Below are 14,972 nucleotides of genomic sequence, written 5' to 3'. Positions count from 1 at the left end.
ATATCGAATACTTATTTTTTATGTTGCTAACCAACTTTTCAAAGAGGGTAAATCACTTAGCAATAAAAACTCTTCTGTTTTGATTTTGTTCAACCGTTTTTGATAAGCTTGGCTTTCGGTCAATGCTTGAGGTTTTGGATCTTGTACTTGATTCATAATCCCGTCTGTTATTGTAACAAATCCTAAGTCAAAAAACACTTGAATCATAAAAAACAATAATTTTTCTGGAATAGCTAAATATTGTGCAATAACGGGTAACTTGTATCTCACATCCACTTGCTGTTGTTTGGAGATAAAGTGAAATAACTTAGCATACTGTTCTCGCGTGCCTACGCCATCTAGATAAGCATCATCTTTAGCTGAACACAAGAAAAATACACGTGAGACTTGAGCTGCTTTAATAGCTGCTTTAGCCTCTTCTAATTGTATTGGACAGTTAAAAAGTACCAACTGATTAAAAGTAGTCTTTTCTATTGCAGCAAGAAAATCCTGTGAATCTTTATAAGTGACTACCGGATGTTCAATTCTTTCCTCAATCTTTTTGCTTTCTTTTTCAGAAAAACTAACAAACAATGTTGGCTCTACAAATGTTAGATTTTGTTGATGCTTTTTTGAACGATAGTCAAATACTTGCATGTGATTGATACGATAATCCTTTAAAATAATTTGAGGAATACGTTTATGATTCCACTCATTAATCGACAGTTGCGCTACAATATCAATAAATTCACTTTGAAATTCTAACATATCAGGACCAAAACCAAAGCCGATGCCTTCCACATTTTCTTCAGAAGAATCTTTTAAGGACAGTTTCAGATGTTTGCCATCCGCTCCAACAGTCCGGGTATTTATCGCGGAACAATCTTTAAACAAAATATACGGCAAAGGATTATCCATACCAAAAGGCGCTAAATTTTGCAGCGCTTCAATATGTTGTAATTTAACATCTGACAAGCTAAGTACTGCATCAACTGAAAGTTGATTAGCCGGCTGAATATTATTTGAATCAAGTATTTCATTCACTTTTTTTATTAGTAAAGACAAATTCTCTTTTTGTATACTAAGTCCAACAGCGGCATGGTGTCCGCCAAAACTGGTCATTAATTCGCGAGTTTGGTCTAAAAGCTTGAATAAATTAACTGTATCAACACTGCGTCCTGAACCCTTTAAGAGTCCTTCTTGCGTCTGAGTCAAAACAATCGTGGGTTTTCCTACTTTTTGTGCAATATTTCCTGCTACAATCCCTAGTACACCTTCATTCCAATTTTCACCTGCAATGATTTGAACTTTTTTATCCGGAGATAATTGTCGCATGGCTTCTTCAGTTATTTCTTGAGTAATTGCTTTTCTTTGTGTATTCACTTGATTTAATTGTTCAGATAAATAGGAAGCTTTCTCTTGATCAAAAGTGGTTAATAATTCTACCGCTTCGTTAGGATCTTGTAAACGTCCTAAGGCGTTTAATCTGGGAGCAATCGCAAAACCAATGGTTGACTCGTCTACTTCTTCTATACGGATTTGACTTCCCCGTAACAATTCAAGCAAACCGATGCGCTGTGTTTGTTTTAAAGCCTCTAATCCAAAAACAACTAACGCGCGATTTTCATCAGTAAGTGAAACCATATCAGCGACAGTACCGATGGCTACTAAATCTAAAAAGTCTGTGGGTACTTCATCAAGTAACGCACAAGCAAACTTAAAAGCAACACCAACGCCGGCTAGTTCACCAAAAGGGTATTGTCCTTCTGGATGACGCGGATGAATAATAGCATAAGCATCAGGCAATGACTGGGGTAATTCGTGGTGATCCGTAACGATTACATCTACATTCTGACTGTTAGCAAAATCAATTGCTTCATGGCCAGAAACGCCGTTATCAACTGTAAGTATCAGTTGAACACCTTCAGTTATTTTTTCTTTATATACCTCTATATTAGGACCATATCCATCTTTAAAGCGATTGGGTAAATAATAATCAACATCGGCACCTAAAAGCTCCAATGTTTCTTTTATCAGTGATGTACTCGTAATACCATCAGCATCGTAGTCACCATAAACCAAAATTTTTTCTTCATTTTCCAGTGCTTGTTGCACCCGTGAAACGGCCTCTTCCATATCAAATAGTTGAAATGGGTCATGTAATTGATCAAGCGACGGATGAAAAAAAGTTGCTATTTCCTGCGGACTTTGAATCCCACGTTGCCACAGAAGTTTTCCCAAAAAGCTAGGTATCTTTTCTTTTTTTAATTGATCAATAAATTCTTCTGGCAATTCTACATCTGATGGAAGTTGCCAATTATAATTCGCTGGTTTCAAACAATCACTCCTAACCACAACATTACATTATAGCAAACCTAAACAAATAAGCAAAGAAAGGATAATTTTTAGTTAAAGCATCCTTTCTTTGCTGGCTTTTATTAACTATCTGAAGAGTGTTCTTCTTCCTTTGCTTGTGCTGTTTCTTCTTCAACTGCAGCACTTTGGTCACTGTCTGCTTTTAAAGCAGCTAACTTATTATTGTATTCACGTTCTAATTCTTGTCGTTTATCCGCTACTTTTTGGTCAAGTGATTGTTCAAGTTCACCTAATTGTTTTTTTAAAGATTTGATTTCTTTTCTTTGATGCCAAATCGTACTAGTAGCAACCAATGCAATTACTATGGCGCCTAAAAATGCTGACCCAATAATAATAATAACAAGTGGTGCTGATAGTTGGGAAAATCCAAAATTTATAGGAACATCCATGTTATTCATCACCGCAAATAATACAATCAATAAGGTTAAAACAAATCCAAGAATAATTCGCCATTGACTTTTCATAAAAACACTCCCTCACTTTATACTAATGAAACTATTTTTGATTGAAGATACCCGCTGCTAAAAAATCACCGACTTTAGGAAATAGTTGATAGGCTCTAGCAGCAAATTCCATAATCGCCGGTTGGTTAATTTCTCGTTTAGGACGACTTATCTGTTTGACGATTTTATGTGCCAGCTTATTAGGTTTTATAACAAAAGCATCCACATTTTCCAGATAATTGCCACTAGGATCGGCTTTGTCGAAAAATTCAGTTCGAATCGGACCTGGATTCACAGTTGTCACTGCAATACCAAATGGTTTTAATTCTAAACGTAAAGCATTTGAAAAACCAAGAACAGCAAATTTAGTCGCAGAATAAATACTAGACTTAGGCGTAGCCATTTTACCTGCCATTGAAGCAATATTTATAATATGTCCGCGTTTACTTTCTAACATATCTGAAGCAACACGTTGCGTTAGAAGCATTAAGCCTAAAACATTCACTTCAAACATCTCTCTGATTTTTTCCTGTTCAAAAGAGACAAAATTATCAAAATGGCCAAAGCCTGCATCATTAACCAAACAATCGACAGCCCCTACTTCTTGTTTTACTCTTTCATACATACGCTCAATACTGTCAGGATCTGAAACGTCAAGTTGAAAAGCATAAGCTTCATTTTGGCTAAGTTGCTTACATTTTTCTTTTACTTGACCGATCAATTGGATACGTCTTGCACATACAATGATAATTGCCCCTCTTTTTGCTGCTTCGTAACAAATCTGTTCACCTAAACCTGAAGAAGCTCCCGTAACTAGAATAACTTTATTTTTTAAATTCATTGATTTTCCTCCCTTTCTTGAAATGGAATCATCATACAATAAAAATCTCTTGCTATGACCGTATGAGGAAAAACTTCTCGCGCTTCTTTTTCCAATTCTATCGTATCTTTATTAAGGTAGCGAGCGCTAATATGGGTTAAAATTAATTGGTTCACTCGCGCTTTTTTAGCCACTGTTGCCGCCTGTTGGGTTGTCGAATGATAATATGCCTTCGCAAGTTTGGCTTCATGCTTGTTAAAAGTACTTTCATGGACTAAAACATCAGCATCTTCAGCTAGAGCAATGGCATTTGCCGTATAACGAGTGTCACCCAAAATTGTTACCACTCGTCCTTTTTTAGCTTGACCAACAAAATCCTTTCCGTTAATTGTCTGACCATCTGTTAAAGTAACACTTTCACCTTGCTTTAATTTACCATAGATAGGTCCTGGTTTAACACCCAAAGCTTTTAGTTTTTCTACTTGCAATTCACCTTTATGATCTTTTTCTGTCACCCGAAAGCCAAAACTGGCAACACCATGGTCCAATCTTTTACAAGTCACAACAAATTGATCATCTTCAAATAAGGTTTCTTCATCACTTGATATTTCGATAAATTTTAAGGGATAGTTTAAATGTGTTTTCGAAATTTTAAGGGAGGTACGAATAAAGTCTTCTATGCCTTTAGGGCCGTATATCTCTAGCGGCTTATCTCCTGCTTGGTTTGATCGGCTAGTAATCAAACCGGGTAAGCCAAATATATGATCACCATGTAAGTGACTAATAAATATCTTCTCAATTTTACGTGGCTTGATTGTTGTATGTAAAATTTGCATCTGAGTTCCTTCACCACAATCAAATAACCAGATAGCATTACGCTCAGCCAAAAGCCGTAACGCAATACTAGTAACATTACGATGTTTTGCCGGTAAACCGGCCCCTGTTCCCAAAAATTCCAGTTCCATAATTTACCTATCTTTCTTTTCTAAACTCTGAATTATCGCTTTACTTTTGATGCTTTTCATCCCATTTTTGTTTTGTATTTTCCTTGGTCGTTTCTTCTACTTCTTGTGCTTTTTTGATTTCTTCTTGTACTTCTGCCAAATCAAAACGCGCAATTTCTCCGCCTATCTCCATCATAATAAGTTGGTTAAGCACACGATTATCTGTTTCATCTGCAATCAGAATCAAACCTGTTTGACCAGCATCTATTTTCTTACCAACAAAATCAAAAATCGTATGCGCCTCACGAATTTCCTTACTATCCCTAGAAGCTCCAATCACACTGCCGCCGAACCAGCCCAAAAGAATCCCTAAAGGACCGCCTAAAAGACCTACCATCATTCCGATAAGACCGCCTTTTGAACTTTGATTTGTACCGGTAAAATCTATAAAGTCTTCTACATCGAATTGGTGTTGGCCATTAGCCGAGTGTGTAACAACCGCCATCTGCTCACCACTGAGGTCCTTATTTCCTTGCGCTTTTTTAATCATTGAAAATGCTTGGTAGGCTTGTGCATTTTCCTCAAAGTTCATAATAATCACACGTCTTGTCATTTGCTTCCTCCTCTTAGAACTTTATTGCATACTATTTATTCAACAAATTCAAAAACAAAGTCACGAATTCTTACTAAATCACCATCTTGCGCGCCTCGTTGGCGTAGAGCTTCATCAACACCCATTTTACGTAATTGTCGGGTAAAGCGTCTAATTCCTTCCTCGTGTTCAAAATCTGTCATTTCAAATTGTTTTTCTAATTTTCTTCCTGTTAACACCCAAGTTGCATCTGGATCACGTTGAATTTCAAAGCTTGACTCTTCAGGAGTATAGCCATATTGTACAACATCTTCTGTTTCTGCCACTTTTTCATCAAGGAAAAAGGCAGGAGCTTTTTCTAGTAAATCGGCTGTAGCATTCACCAAAGGATCTATCCCTTGATTTGTTACACCAGAAGTTGGAAAAATTAAAGGCATTTCGCTGTTTTCATTTGCATATTGTTGCGCTAATTTTTCTTTAAACTCTTTTAACTGATCTTCTGCGCCTGGCATATCAATTTTATTAGCGACAATAATTTGAGGCCGTTCTAATAAACGAAGATCATAAGAAGACAATTCTTGATTAATGGTCAAATAGTCTTCGTAAGGGTCGCGCCCTTCCATACCGCTCATATCAACCACATGTAAGATCACGCGTGTTCTTTCTATATGACGCAAAAATTGGATACCTAGTCCTATACCTTGAGAGGCGCCTTCAATTAATCCTGGTAAATCTGCAATAACAAAATTAGCCCCATTTGAAGTAGATACCATACCTAAATTAGGAACGATCGTCGTAAAATGATAAGCGCCGATTTTAGGCTTAGCTGCTGAAATAATAGACAATAAAGTAGATTTTCCAACCGAAGGAAAACCAACCAAGCCCACATCAGCTAATACTCTTAGTTCTAGTTCTATTTTTCTTTCTATACCCGGCTCACCATTTTCCGCCAACTCAGGCGCTGGGTTTTTTGGCGTAGCAAAGTGAACATTACCACGTCCGCCACGTCCACCTTTTGCAACAGTTAACATTTGTCCTTCCTCTACTAAATCTCCAAGAAGTTCCCCTGTTTCCTTATCACGCACAATAGTGCCTTGTGGAACTTTAACATAAAGATCTTGTGAAGAGCGCCCATGCATATTTTTATGCATCCCATTTTCGCCTGCAGAAGCTTTAAAATGTCGATTATAACGAAAATCCATTAACGTACGTAAGCCTTCATCTACAATTAATATGACATCGCCGCCACGTCCGCCATCACCACCAGCAGGGCCACCGTTAGGAACGAACTTTTCCCGACGAAAAGCAACCATTCCATTACCGCCGTTTCCTGCTTTTACGTCAATTGTTGTTTGATCTAAAAACATGGACATACTTGTGTCCTCCATTCTATATACATACTGACTATCCTTGAACCTTTCCTATTGTACCTAGCATTTGTGTGTTTGTCCATCATTTCCTTACTACTCACTTATCATACTTTTCTAAAAAAGTTTGTACTTTATCTTGATAAAGAGCTGGATCTTGATTATAGCTATCCGCATGAACTGCATTATCCACTGCCCACTTTTCTTTTGGTGCGTTTGTGGCTTGATAAAGCTCATCCAACATAGAAAAAGGAACAAATTTATCTTTTTTTCCGTGAATAAAAAAGATGGGACGTGTATTTTTAGCCAATTGTTTGCTTGCATCGGCTTCATCAAAGAAATAACCTGCGCGAATTTTGGTCACTAAACTTGTAATTGGAATCATAGGAAAGGCAGGCAAATCAAACTGATCTTTTAACTGATAAGTTAATTCTTCTTTGACAGAGGTATAACCACAATCTTCTACAATCGAAACCACATTTTCAGGAAGTTTTTCACCAGAGACCATCATCACCGTAGCCGCCCCCATACTGACACCATATAGCGTGATTTTTTCCTGTTCACCTTGTTTTTGTAAAACTTGCTCAATCCACTGCAAATAGTCTTTTCTCTCATGCCAGCCAAAACCAATATAATCACCTTCGCTATTGCCGTGTCCACGCGCATCAGGAACTAATACATTATAGCCCATATCATGATACATTTTAGCATATTCTGCCATCGTTTCAGCTGTATCCATATAGCCGTGAGCCAAAATCGCTGTTTTTCCTTCCTGTTTTTCCGCCGGCAAAAAGAATGCTGACAATTTCAAACCGTCTTTTGAATACAAGGTCCATTGTTCGCGATTTTTATCATTTGTATACCAGTCTTCAATTTTTTGTGTCTCAGTAGTTTTGGTTTCTGTATCCGAACTTAAAAAATCTTTTTCCGAGGGAATAACAGCATATTCGTAAAAGTAATTACCGGCGTAAAGTAGACCCCCTATTGTTAAAATTGCTAGAATAAAAATAAACCATTTTAAAATTTTCACTATCTTTTTCCTCATCACTATTAAAAATTTCCAGTCTAGTATACGAAAAAAAACCAAGAAATAAAAATACTTTGCGTTTTTGTTTACATAATTTTTATACAGTAAACAAAAACTAGAACGTCAATTTTACGTTCTAGCCAATAATTTTATTTATTTTCAATTAAACGAAAACTAGACCAAGGTTTTAAAAACTGGAGTAAAAATAAATCTTCTTTAGAAATACTACCTACGACATTGACGCGACCGTCATTTTGCATAGCTTGTAAAGCAATCTGTGTCTCTCCTTTATACTGCTCATAATCTACATTATCGATCAGTACATCGCCGCGCTTCATATTTTTTGTATTATGTGCAGGAAAAGGTTTTTCCTTATAATAAACACGAGTCATTGTTGACCGCAGTAAATAATCAGAGGCGTCCCCGCGATAACTATGCAAGTTATCAAATAAACAAATCCGCTCATCTTCTGTAATATCGTCAGCTGCATCCACTCGCAAAGTTGGATAAAGCGCATAAAAACTTTCAGCCATTGCTTGTAATTCAGCTTCTGAAGCATAAGCATTCGCAATGGTGATATCATCAATTAAGCCTGTCAGAAGTAAGTGTTTTACTTGTGTTTCAATGGCCAACGTTCTATGTTCTTCTAAAGTACAGAGTCCATCTTGTGTGGGCCAAGGTCCAAAAGTTGCTGCTTGTGAATTAACAAAAGCCATCGTATTTAAATTATAATGACGAAATTTCTCAGAACAATAAGCAAAATGCTTATAACCTAGCCCTGTATAACGGTGAGGGTAGAAATTATGAGAACCGAGCAGATTTTCCTTGTTAGGCGAAAAGGACATAATATTGTCTACGTAATTTGTTCCGGTACTCATATTGATTTCTATTTTTAAATGATAAGGGTTACGCGTCATTTGAGCTTCCTCAGCCCCCGTAAATCCCAAATCCAGACGAACCCCATCTGCGCCTAACTCATGAAAAAAAGAAAGATCATCGTATGAAATTCCTAATTGTTCAAACAAGCTAGGATTAATATCCACCATAACTTCCATACCTAAAGTATTAGCATAGTCTACCACTTGTTTAAAATCAGCCAATACTTTATCTTTTTCTTCTTTGATCTGTAATAAACTAGTGAACACACGCTTAAAACCATATTTATACGCTAAATCTAAATACGCCTCGTCTTTTGCAAAATTCGAACGTTCAGGATAAAGTGAGATACCTAATTTTCCCATAAATTCCCTCCTATAAATAAGATGTTACTTCATTGTATTATAACAAAGCGCTAACAAGTGGTCTATATCTTAATTTTATAGATTTTAGAATTATTTTTGCCAAACTTATTGATTTACTAATAAAAAAACCCGGAAACGACGCAATAATCTAGTCGCTTTCGGTCTTTTTTTATTCATCGCCAACTATAAAAGTAAATTCACATTCAGCAGCTATTTTATCTTCAACCGTTGCTTTAGCTACGGCCGTACCTACAGATCCCTTCGTTTTAGTAATCTCAAAGGAAAGTTTTAAAGTATCCCCTGCTAGTACTTTTTGCCGAAATTTTGCTTTATTTATTCCACCAATGTAGGCTGTCTTTCCTTGAAATTCGTCAGATTTCAAAATCAAAATCGAGCCTGCTTGAGCTAAGGTTTCTAAGATTAACACGCCTGGCATTACCGGATTATCAGGAAAATGCCCCTGGAAGAAATCTTCGTTAATCGTCACATTTTTTGTCGCTATAATTTTCTTACCTGATTCAATATGATCGACATAGTCTATGTAAAGAATCGGATAGCGATTAGGTATTACCTTTTTTACTTCTTCTTCAGTTAAAAATTTTTCCATTTCATTTATCCCTCTCAAATTGCTTGAATACTTTGATTATCAAACTAACACACTTTCTTTTATTTCGCAATAAAAGAATAAATTAAGTAAATTTAGTTTGACAATCAAACAATTTTATCTAATAATAAGAAATCATGAACCTTTTCATGAATTGTACTTGAAATTATTATACTATTTTATTTAAGGAGTGTATTTATGGGCTTTCTAACTGGAAAAAAAATTGTTGTCATGGGCGTTGCTAATAAAAGAAGTATTGCTTGGGGTTGTGCACAAGCTATCACTGAACAAGGTGGCGAAGTGATTTATACCTATCAAAATGATCGGATGAAAAAATCTTTAGAAAAAATTCTCAACGGTGATGAATATCTAGTTGAATGTGACGTTGCTGATGATGACAGTATTAAAAGTGCTTTTGAACAAATTAAAGACTATGCCGGTGAAATCAATGGTGTTGTTCACGCAATTGCTTTTGCTGATAAAAATGATTTGCAAGGAAATGTTTCTGACATTTCTCGTAAAGGTTACGCTCTTGCACAAGATATCAGTAGTTACTCCCTAATTGCTGTAGCACATTATGCAAAACCTTTATTGGCTGAAAATAGTGGTATTGTCACATTGACTTATTTCGGTTCGCAACGTTCAGTTCCCAATTATAATATGATGGGCATTGCCAAAGCTTCATTAGAAGCAACTGTCCGCTATTTAGCAACCGAATTTGCGCAAGATCAGGTACATGTTAATGCTATTTCTGCAGGCGCAGTGAAGACATTAGCTGTAACAGGCGTTAAGGATTATCAAAAATTAATTCAACTATCTCAAGACCGCACAGCTGATGAAATAAGTGTTACTACGAATGAAATTGGTAATGTTTGTGCCTTTTTAGTGAGTTCTTTAGCCAGTGGTGTTATCGGAGAAACCGTCTTTGTCGATAAGGGTGTACATTTATCTTAATTTTTGTTTACTCCTATACTTTTTTGATTTTCTTTTTTCAAAAAGCTTGTTACAATAATTAAGCATTAATTTTGGAGGGATCATCATATGTCTTTACTTATAGGAGCGCAAAAAATCCTTGCGACGACAGCTAATACTAATTCTACTGTCGATACTTCGGATTCAACGGTCATAGAACCGACAACAGAAAAACTAAACGCTTTTCAGCGTTGGTGGAATAATATCAACTGGGAAGATGTAACAGGTACACTCATTTCAAAAGTAATTACTATTATTGCTTTAACCATTTTATTTTTTGTTTTGTTGCGCTTAGCCGACTACTTTATTAATCGAGGCTTTCGCCTTAATAAAAAGAAAAAGCAAAGTGAAGTACGAGTAAAGACGATGAACACGTTGGCAAAAAACGTCGCACATTACACATTAGGCTTTTTTTATGTGTATTCATTGCTCTCTTCAGTGGGTATTCCTGTAGGGTCTCTTTTAGCTGGGGCTGGAATTGCTGGCTTAGCCATTGGTCTCGGTGCGCAGGGGCTGATGAGTGATATTTTCACGGGTTTTTTCATTATTATCGAGCAACAATTTAACGTTGGTGATTATATCGGGCTATCGGATCTGGGGCTTGAAGGAACAGTTATTTCCGTTGGATTACGAACGCTTCAGTTACAGTCAGCCGATGGAACCGTACACTTCGTTCCTAACCGTAATATAACTACGATTAGTAACACTTCACGTTTTGACATGCGTGTATTAGTCAATGTAAGGGTTCGTCCAGAAGAAGGAATTGAAGGAATTCAACAATCAATAGAACGAGCCAATCAAAAAATCGTTGATGAGTATTCTGATTATATCCAAACCCCGCCGTATATTTTTGGTGTTGTTGACTTAGGAAATAGTAATTTTGCTGTTCGAACAATAATGTATGTCGAAAATGGTCAACAATACAAGCTGGAGGAAGAATTACTAAGTACCTCAGTACAAGAATTGACAAACGATGGATATTCTATTCCATCCTCACCTATTAATATCTAAGTAAGGAATAACAGACCTTAAAAAAACTGACTATATAGATACTGCTCCTACGATTTGCTAGGTTCATTGTTGCAACGAAGCAATAGTTAGCAGATGGTATCATATATAGTTCAGTTTTTTATACTTGTTTTTAAATATTCAATTCTTCTTTTATTTCATTTACCCTTGGTATAAATTCATATCTTTTTTCTAATTCATGTGCGAGATGATTTACCGATTTTAATATTTCTTTTCGCGTAATAATTCCTTCAAAAGTATTGTTGGCATCAACAATAGGTAAAAAAGAAGCCTCTACCAATAAATGAAGCACATCTTCTAAATCATCTTCTTGCTGTAATGAAGCAACATTAACTTCCATCACGTCAGATACTAAAAGCCCATCTAGAACATTTGAGTTAAAACCATCAATATCCATCATTTTATCTACGATATTTGCTAAACTGATAAGACCTACCAAATGATCCGATGAATCTAACACAGGAATTTTGCTATATCCTACTTTTGATAAAACTAATAACGCGTGCTCTAAAGGATGGCTATATAGCACGGTCGCCACATTGTCTGAAGGGATCAAAAATGAATCTTTGTTTTCTAAAAGTAAGGATTTTGTATATTTCCCAATCAATCTACTGCCTCCATTTCTAACAAAACTACATCTTTTATTATACCTTAAAATAATGTAGAAAAGAAGAAAAAGCGCTTTCTTTAAAAATTTATAATAACTATTCACTTTTTATTCTCAATTATAAAAAATCTCCTACATTTAAATTAAAAACTTATCAAAAAGTGCTCAAAAGCCGATAAAAGCAACTTTTGAGCACTTTTTTCTACTTATTAAACTCAAATGAAAGATCTTCCAGTGCTTCAAAATTTCGGTCATAATATTGTACTTGAAAAGAAGTTTCTGTGCTTTCAATAACGGCGTAAGTTTTTATTGGAAATGCTCCACGAGGCTGTAAAATGCTCCCTGGGTTTAAGAATAAACGTCCTTTATTAACTTCACAGCCAAGCTGGTGTGTATGACCAAATAAAGCAATATTTGCTTGATACTCTTGTGCCTGCATATCCAACTGGGTCATTCCCATTTTCACACTTGATAGATGCCCATGCGTTAGATAAACAATGTCTTTTCCTGTATCTACTACTTGAAACTTTTTATACTGAGAATCAAAATCAGTATTGCCAGTAACGACATAAACACCTTTCCATACTGAATCATCTTCTGCTAGCTCAGAATCCCCACAATGAAAGATATAATCAACCTGATCTTTATAATGTTCAAATAGATCCACTAGAATTTGACGATCTCCGTGATTATCACTAACAACTAAATATTTCAAACTAATTTCCTCCTTCTAGCCAATCTTGCCATTGGTTCTGTAACTTGTTTAATGCTTGTGCACGGTGACTTACCTTATTTTTTTCACTTTCACTCATCTCTGCAGCTGACTCATTTAAGCCCTCTGGTATAAAAAGCGGATCATAACCAAAACCGTTATCACCTTGCGGAATACGAGCGACTCGACCTGGCCAGTCAGCCTCAACAACCAAGCTTTCTTTTTTAGGTGCCGCAAATACCAGTGTACAATGGAATTGAGCCTTTCTTTGTTCATCGGCAATATTTGTTAATTCATGCAGTAGTTTTGCGTTATTGGCTGCATCATTTTTCTCTTCCCCTGCAAAACGTGCTGAATAAATGCCTGGCATCCCATCTAAAATGTCAACTTTTATCCCAGAATCATCTGCTAAAACAGGACATTGTAAAATATTTGCGATCGTTTCCGCTTTCAGTCGGGCATTTTCTTCAAAAGTAGTCCCCGTTTCTGCAACTTCGGACAACTCCGGAAAGTCTTTCATAGTTTTGACCTTATAATCAGCCTCATGAAACATTGTAGAAAACTCTCTGGCTTTGCCCGGGTTTCCAGTAGCGATCACTATAGTTTGTGCATTCACGTCTTGTTTTTGCTCTACGTTTGCATATAATGCTTCTTTTTGTCTGGTTACTAATGTATCAATTCCTTGTTTTGCCAACAATAATAATTCATTTAGTTGAGAACGATCAAAGGTCGCTTGTTCCCCATTACCTTGAATTTCTATAAAACGGCCGGATTCAGTCATAGCAATATTCATATCTACGGCACAAAGGCTGTCTTCTTCATAATCCAGATCAAGTACACAACTACCATCGGCTAAGATACCGACACTGATAGCCGCACAGAATTCCTTTACAGGATCTTCGCTTAACTCATTCGTTTGTAATAACTTATCGATTGCTAAACGTAAAGCGGTAAAAGCACCTGTGATACTAGCAGTTCTTGTGCCACCATCGGCTTGTACTACATCACAATCGATGATGATCGAACGTTCACCCAATTTATCCAAATCGATCACAGCACGTAAACAACGTCCAATTAAACGTTGGATTTCCATTGTACGTCCCTTTAATTTTCCTTTGACACTTTCTCTTTTATTTCTAGTTTGTGTTGCGCGCGGTAACATACTATATTCTGCTGTTACCCAACCTGTATTGCTATCTTTAAGAAATGGTGGAACTGTGTTTTCAATGGTGGCTGAACAAATAACCTGTGTATTACCAAAATTGATAACAACCGACCCTTCAGGTTGTTTGTAAACATTTGTCTTTATTTTTATATTCCGTAATTGATCAAAATACCTACCATCATGACGCATGATCTGTGCCTCCTAGAGCAATTTGTTTTGAACTAGCCATCGTTTTACCCAGCCAGTCTTGAGCAATTTGGTCAAATAATTGAGTTGAACCCGTCGTATAAAAAGTAGTATCCCCTTTTTTCTTATTTTCAGCATTAGCAATACTAAAATAATCTAAAAGCATACTAACTTCACTGATCGTTTCTGCGCCAGAATCAATTAAAGTAACATCTTTTCCCATAACATCTTGAATTACCGGACGTAATAAAGGATAGTGTGTACATCCTAAAATCAAAGTATCTAAATGTTTATTTTTAAATGAACGTAATGTTTCAAAAACGACTTTTTTAGCCACTGAAGAGTGAAATTGGTTGCTTTCTACGATGGGGACAAATTTAGGACAAGCAAGACTTTCAACCCGAATTTGAGAGAATTTTTCTTTGATTGCGCGCTCATAAGAAGCACTTTTAACAGTTCCTTGAGTAGCAATCACACCAATCCTCTTATTTTTAGTTGCTTTAACTGCAGCCCTAGTTCCTGGCATGATCACGCCTACAACCGGTATAGCCAATTGATCTTTAATCGTGTCTAAAGCCACCGCAGTCGCTGTATTACAAGCAATAACCAACATTTTAATATTTTTTTCCAATAAAAAATGCGTCATCTCCCAAGTAAATTCAATTACTTGCTCTTTAGGCCTTGGTCCATACGGGCAACGTGCTGTATCCCCTAAATAAATAAAATTTTCGTTGGGTAATTGTTTCATCGCTTCTTTTACAACAGTTAAACCACCCACACCGGAGTCAATAAATCCAATTGGTCGATCATTCATATTTGTCATCCCTTATTTTTCTTTAAACACACTCATTTCTATATTGTGTACTTTTTTTTAAAACTTTTCAAGCTTTAAGCAAAAAAACCCATCT

The 14,972-nt window shown here is 36.2% G+C and carries 15 protein-coding genes; 2 read left to right on the top strand and 13 right to left on the bottom strand.

Going from position 1 to position 14,972, the window contains the following annotated elements:
* Nucleotides 1-18: 18 nt before the first annotated feature.
* From recJ to fabZ, 9 genes are all read right to left on the bottom strand, one after another.
* Complete coding sequence (recJ, locus tag C7K42_RS01850) at nucleotides 19-2,316, bottom strand: single-stranded-DNA-specific exonuclease RecJ (RefSeq protein ID WP_061840975.1); 2,298 nt, start codon at nucleotides 2,314-2,316, stop codon at nucleotides 19-21.
* Nucleotides 2,317-2,417: 101 nt separating this feature from the next.
* On the bottom strand, nucleotides 2,418-2,819 hold the full coding sequence (locus C7K42_RS01845) for a LapA family protein (RefSeq protein WP_014124719.1): 402 nt from the start codon (nucleotides 2,817-2,819) through the stop codon (nucleotides 2,418-2,420).
* Between the two features lie 31 nt (nucleotides 2,820-2,850).
* Nucleotides 2,851-3,639 carry an SDR family NAD(P)-dependent oxidoreductase gene (locus C7K42_RS01840; RefSeq protein WP_014124718.1) on the bottom strand — a complete coding sequence of 263 codons (789 nt, stop codon included), beginning with the start codon at nucleotides 3,637-3,639 and terminating at the stop codon, nucleotides 2,851-2,853.
* On the bottom strand, nucleotides 3,636-4,583 hold the full coding sequence (gene rnz, locus C7K42_RS01835; RefSeq protein ID WP_103099712.1) for a ribonuclease Z: 948 nt from the start codon (nucleotides 4,581-4,583) through the stop codon (nucleotides 3,636-3,638). The genes C7K42_RS01840 and rnz overlap by 4 nt, the downstream gene beginning before the upstream one ends.
* 40 nt (nucleotides 4,584-4,623) lie before the next feature.
* Entirely contained in the window at nucleotides 4,624-5,175 is a 552-nt protein-coding gene (locus C7K42_RS01830; protein WP_014124716.1) for a DUF1269 domain-containing protein, read from the bottom strand.
* Between the two features lie 35 nt (nucleotides 5,176-5,210).
* Nucleotides 5,211-6,527, bottom strand: coding sequence for a GTPase ObgE (obgE, locus tag C7K42_RS01825; RefSeq protein WP_014124715.1), 1,317 nt, complete (start codon nucleotides 6,525-6,527; stop codon nucleotides 5,211-5,213).
* Nucleotides 6,528-6,621: 94 nt separating this feature from the next.
* Entirely contained in the window at nucleotides 6,622-7,566 is a 945-nt protein-coding gene (locus C7K42_RS01820; protein ID WP_050989816.1) for an alpha/beta hydrolase, read from the bottom strand.
* 131 nt (nucleotides 7,567-7,697) lie between these two features.
* Complete coding sequence (locus C7K42_RS01815) at nucleotides 7,698-8,789, bottom strand: DUF871 domain-containing protein (RefSeq protein ID WP_014124713.1); 1,092 nt, start codon at nucleotides 8,787-8,789, stop codon at nucleotides 7,698-7,700.
* A 169-nt stretch (nucleotides 8,790-8,958) separates the two neighbouring features.
* The gene (gene fabZ / locus C7K42_RS01810) at nucleotides 8,959-9,396 is read right to left on the bottom strand and encodes a 3-hydroxyacyl-ACP dehydratase FabZ (RefSeq protein WP_014124712.1); all 438 of its coding nucleotides are present in this window, start codon (nucleotides 9,394-9,396) and stop codon (nucleotides 8,959-8,961) included.
* A gap of 195 nt (nucleotides 9,397-9,591) precedes the next feature.
* On the opposite strand from fabZ, the gene fabI reads away from it, so the two are divergent.
* Both fabI and C7K42_RS01800 read left to right on the top strand, forming a co-directional pair.
* Nucleotides 9,592-10,347, top strand: coding sequence for an enoyl-ACP reductase FabI (fabI, locus tag C7K42_RS01805; RefSeq protein WP_014124711.1), 756 nt, complete (start codon nucleotides 9,592-9,594; stop codon nucleotides 10,345-10,347).
* Nucleotides 10,348-10,434: 87 nt separating this feature from the next.
* Nucleotides 10,435-11,376 (top strand): mechanosensitive ion channel family protein, encoded by a 942-nt coding sequence (locus C7K42_RS01800; protein WP_014124710.1) that lies wholly within the window; start codon nucleotides 10,435-10,437, stop codon nucleotides 11,374-11,376.
* Nucleotides 11,377-11,506: 130 nt separating this feature from the next.
* Here C7K42_RS01800 and cbpB read toward each other — a convergent pair whose 3' ends face one another.
* The 4 genes from cbpB to racE form a co-directional block, all read right to left on the bottom strand.
* Nucleotides 11,507-12,001: a cyclic-di-AMP-binding protein CbpB gene (gene cbpB, locus C7K42_RS01795; protein ID WP_014124709.1), complete on the bottom strand. Its 495-nt coding sequence runs from the start codon at nucleotides 11,999-12,001 to the stop codon at nucleotides 11,507-11,509.
* Nucleotides 12,002-12,203: 202 nt separating this feature from the next.
* On the bottom strand, nucleotides 12,204-12,716 hold the full coding sequence (locus C7K42_RS01790) for a metallophosphoesterase family protein (protein ID WP_014124708.1): 513 nt from the start codon (nucleotides 12,714-12,716) through the stop codon (nucleotides 12,204-12,206).
* Nucleotide 12,717: 1 nt separating this feature from the next.
* Nucleotides 12,718-14,067, bottom strand: coding sequence for a ribonuclease PH (gene rph / locus C7K42_RS01785; protein ID WP_103099711.1), 1,350 nt, complete (start codon nucleotides 14,065-14,067; stop codon nucleotides 12,718-12,720).
* The gene (gene racE, locus C7K42_RS01780; protein WP_373852847.1) at nucleotides 14,057-14,878 is read right to left on the bottom strand and encodes a glutamate racemase; all 822 of its coding nucleotides are present in this window, start codon (nucleotides 14,876-14,878) and stop codon (nucleotides 14,057-14,059) included. Before racE ends, rph begins: the two co-directional genes overlap by 11 nt.
* Nucleotides 14,879-14,972: the final 94 nt, after the last annotated feature.

This window comes from Tetragenococcus halophilus subsp. halophilus DSM 20339 (assembly GCF_003841405.1).
In the GTDB taxonomy this organism is placed as follows: Bacteria; Bacillota; Bacilli; order Lactobacillales; family Enterococcaceae; genus Tetragenococcus; species Tetragenococcus halophilus.
Note: the sequence above shows the minus strand (reverse complement) of the source record. Positions and strands in the feature narration are given on the sequence as shown.

What these genes read in the sequence shown, in the direction of transcription:
- C7K42_RS01845 (WP_014124719.1), bottom strand. Translation starts at nt 2,819, where the DNA reads ATGAAAAGTCAATGGCGAATTATTCTTGGATTTGTTTTAACCTTATTG.
- C7K42_RS01840 (WP_014124718.1), bottom strand. Translation starts at nt 3,639, where the DNA reads ATGAATTTAAAAAATAAAGTTATTCTAGTTACGGGAGCTTCTTCAGGT.
- rnz (WP_103099712.1), bottom strand. Translation starts at nt 4,583, where the DNA reads ATGGAACTGGAATTTTTGGGAACAGGGGCCGGTTTACCGGCAAAACAT.
- C7K42_RS01830 (WP_014124716.1), bottom strand. Translation starts at nt 5,175, where the DNA reads ATGACAAGACGTGTGATTATTATGAACTTTGAGGAAAATGCACAAGCC.
- obgE (WP_014124715.1), bottom strand. Translation starts at nt 6,527, where the DNA reads ATGTCCATGTTTTTAGATCAAACAACAATTGACGTAAAAGCAGGAAAC.
- C7K42_RS01820 (WP_050989816.1), bottom strand. Translation starts at nt 7,566, where the DNA reads ATGAGGAAAAAGATAGTGAAAATTTTAAAATGGTTTATTTTTATTCTA.
- C7K42_RS01815 (WP_014124713.1), bottom strand. Translation starts at nt 8,789, where the DNA reads ATGGGAAAATTAGGTATCTCACTTTATCCTGAACGTTCGAATTTTGCA.
- fabZ (WP_014124712.1), bottom strand. Translation starts at nt 9,396, where the DNA reads ATGGAAAAATTTTTAACTGAAGAAGAAGTAAAAAAGGTAATACCTAAT.
- fabI (WP_014124711.1), top strand. Translation starts at nt 9,592, where the DNA reads ATGGGCTTTCTAACTGGAAAAAAAATTGTTGTCATGGGCGTTGCTAAT.
- C7K42_RS01800 (WP_014124710.1), top strand. Translation starts at nt 10,435, where the DNA reads ATGTCTTTACTTATAGGAGCGCAAAAAATCCTTGCGACGACAGCTAAT.
- rph (WP_103099711.1), bottom strand. Translation starts at nt 14,067, where the DNA reads ATGCGTCATGATGGTAGGTATTTTGATCAATTACGGAATATAAAAATA.
- racE (WP_373852847.1), bottom strand. Translation starts at nt 14,878, where the DNA reads ATGAATGATCGACCAATTGGATTTATTGACTCCGGTGTGGGTGGTTTA.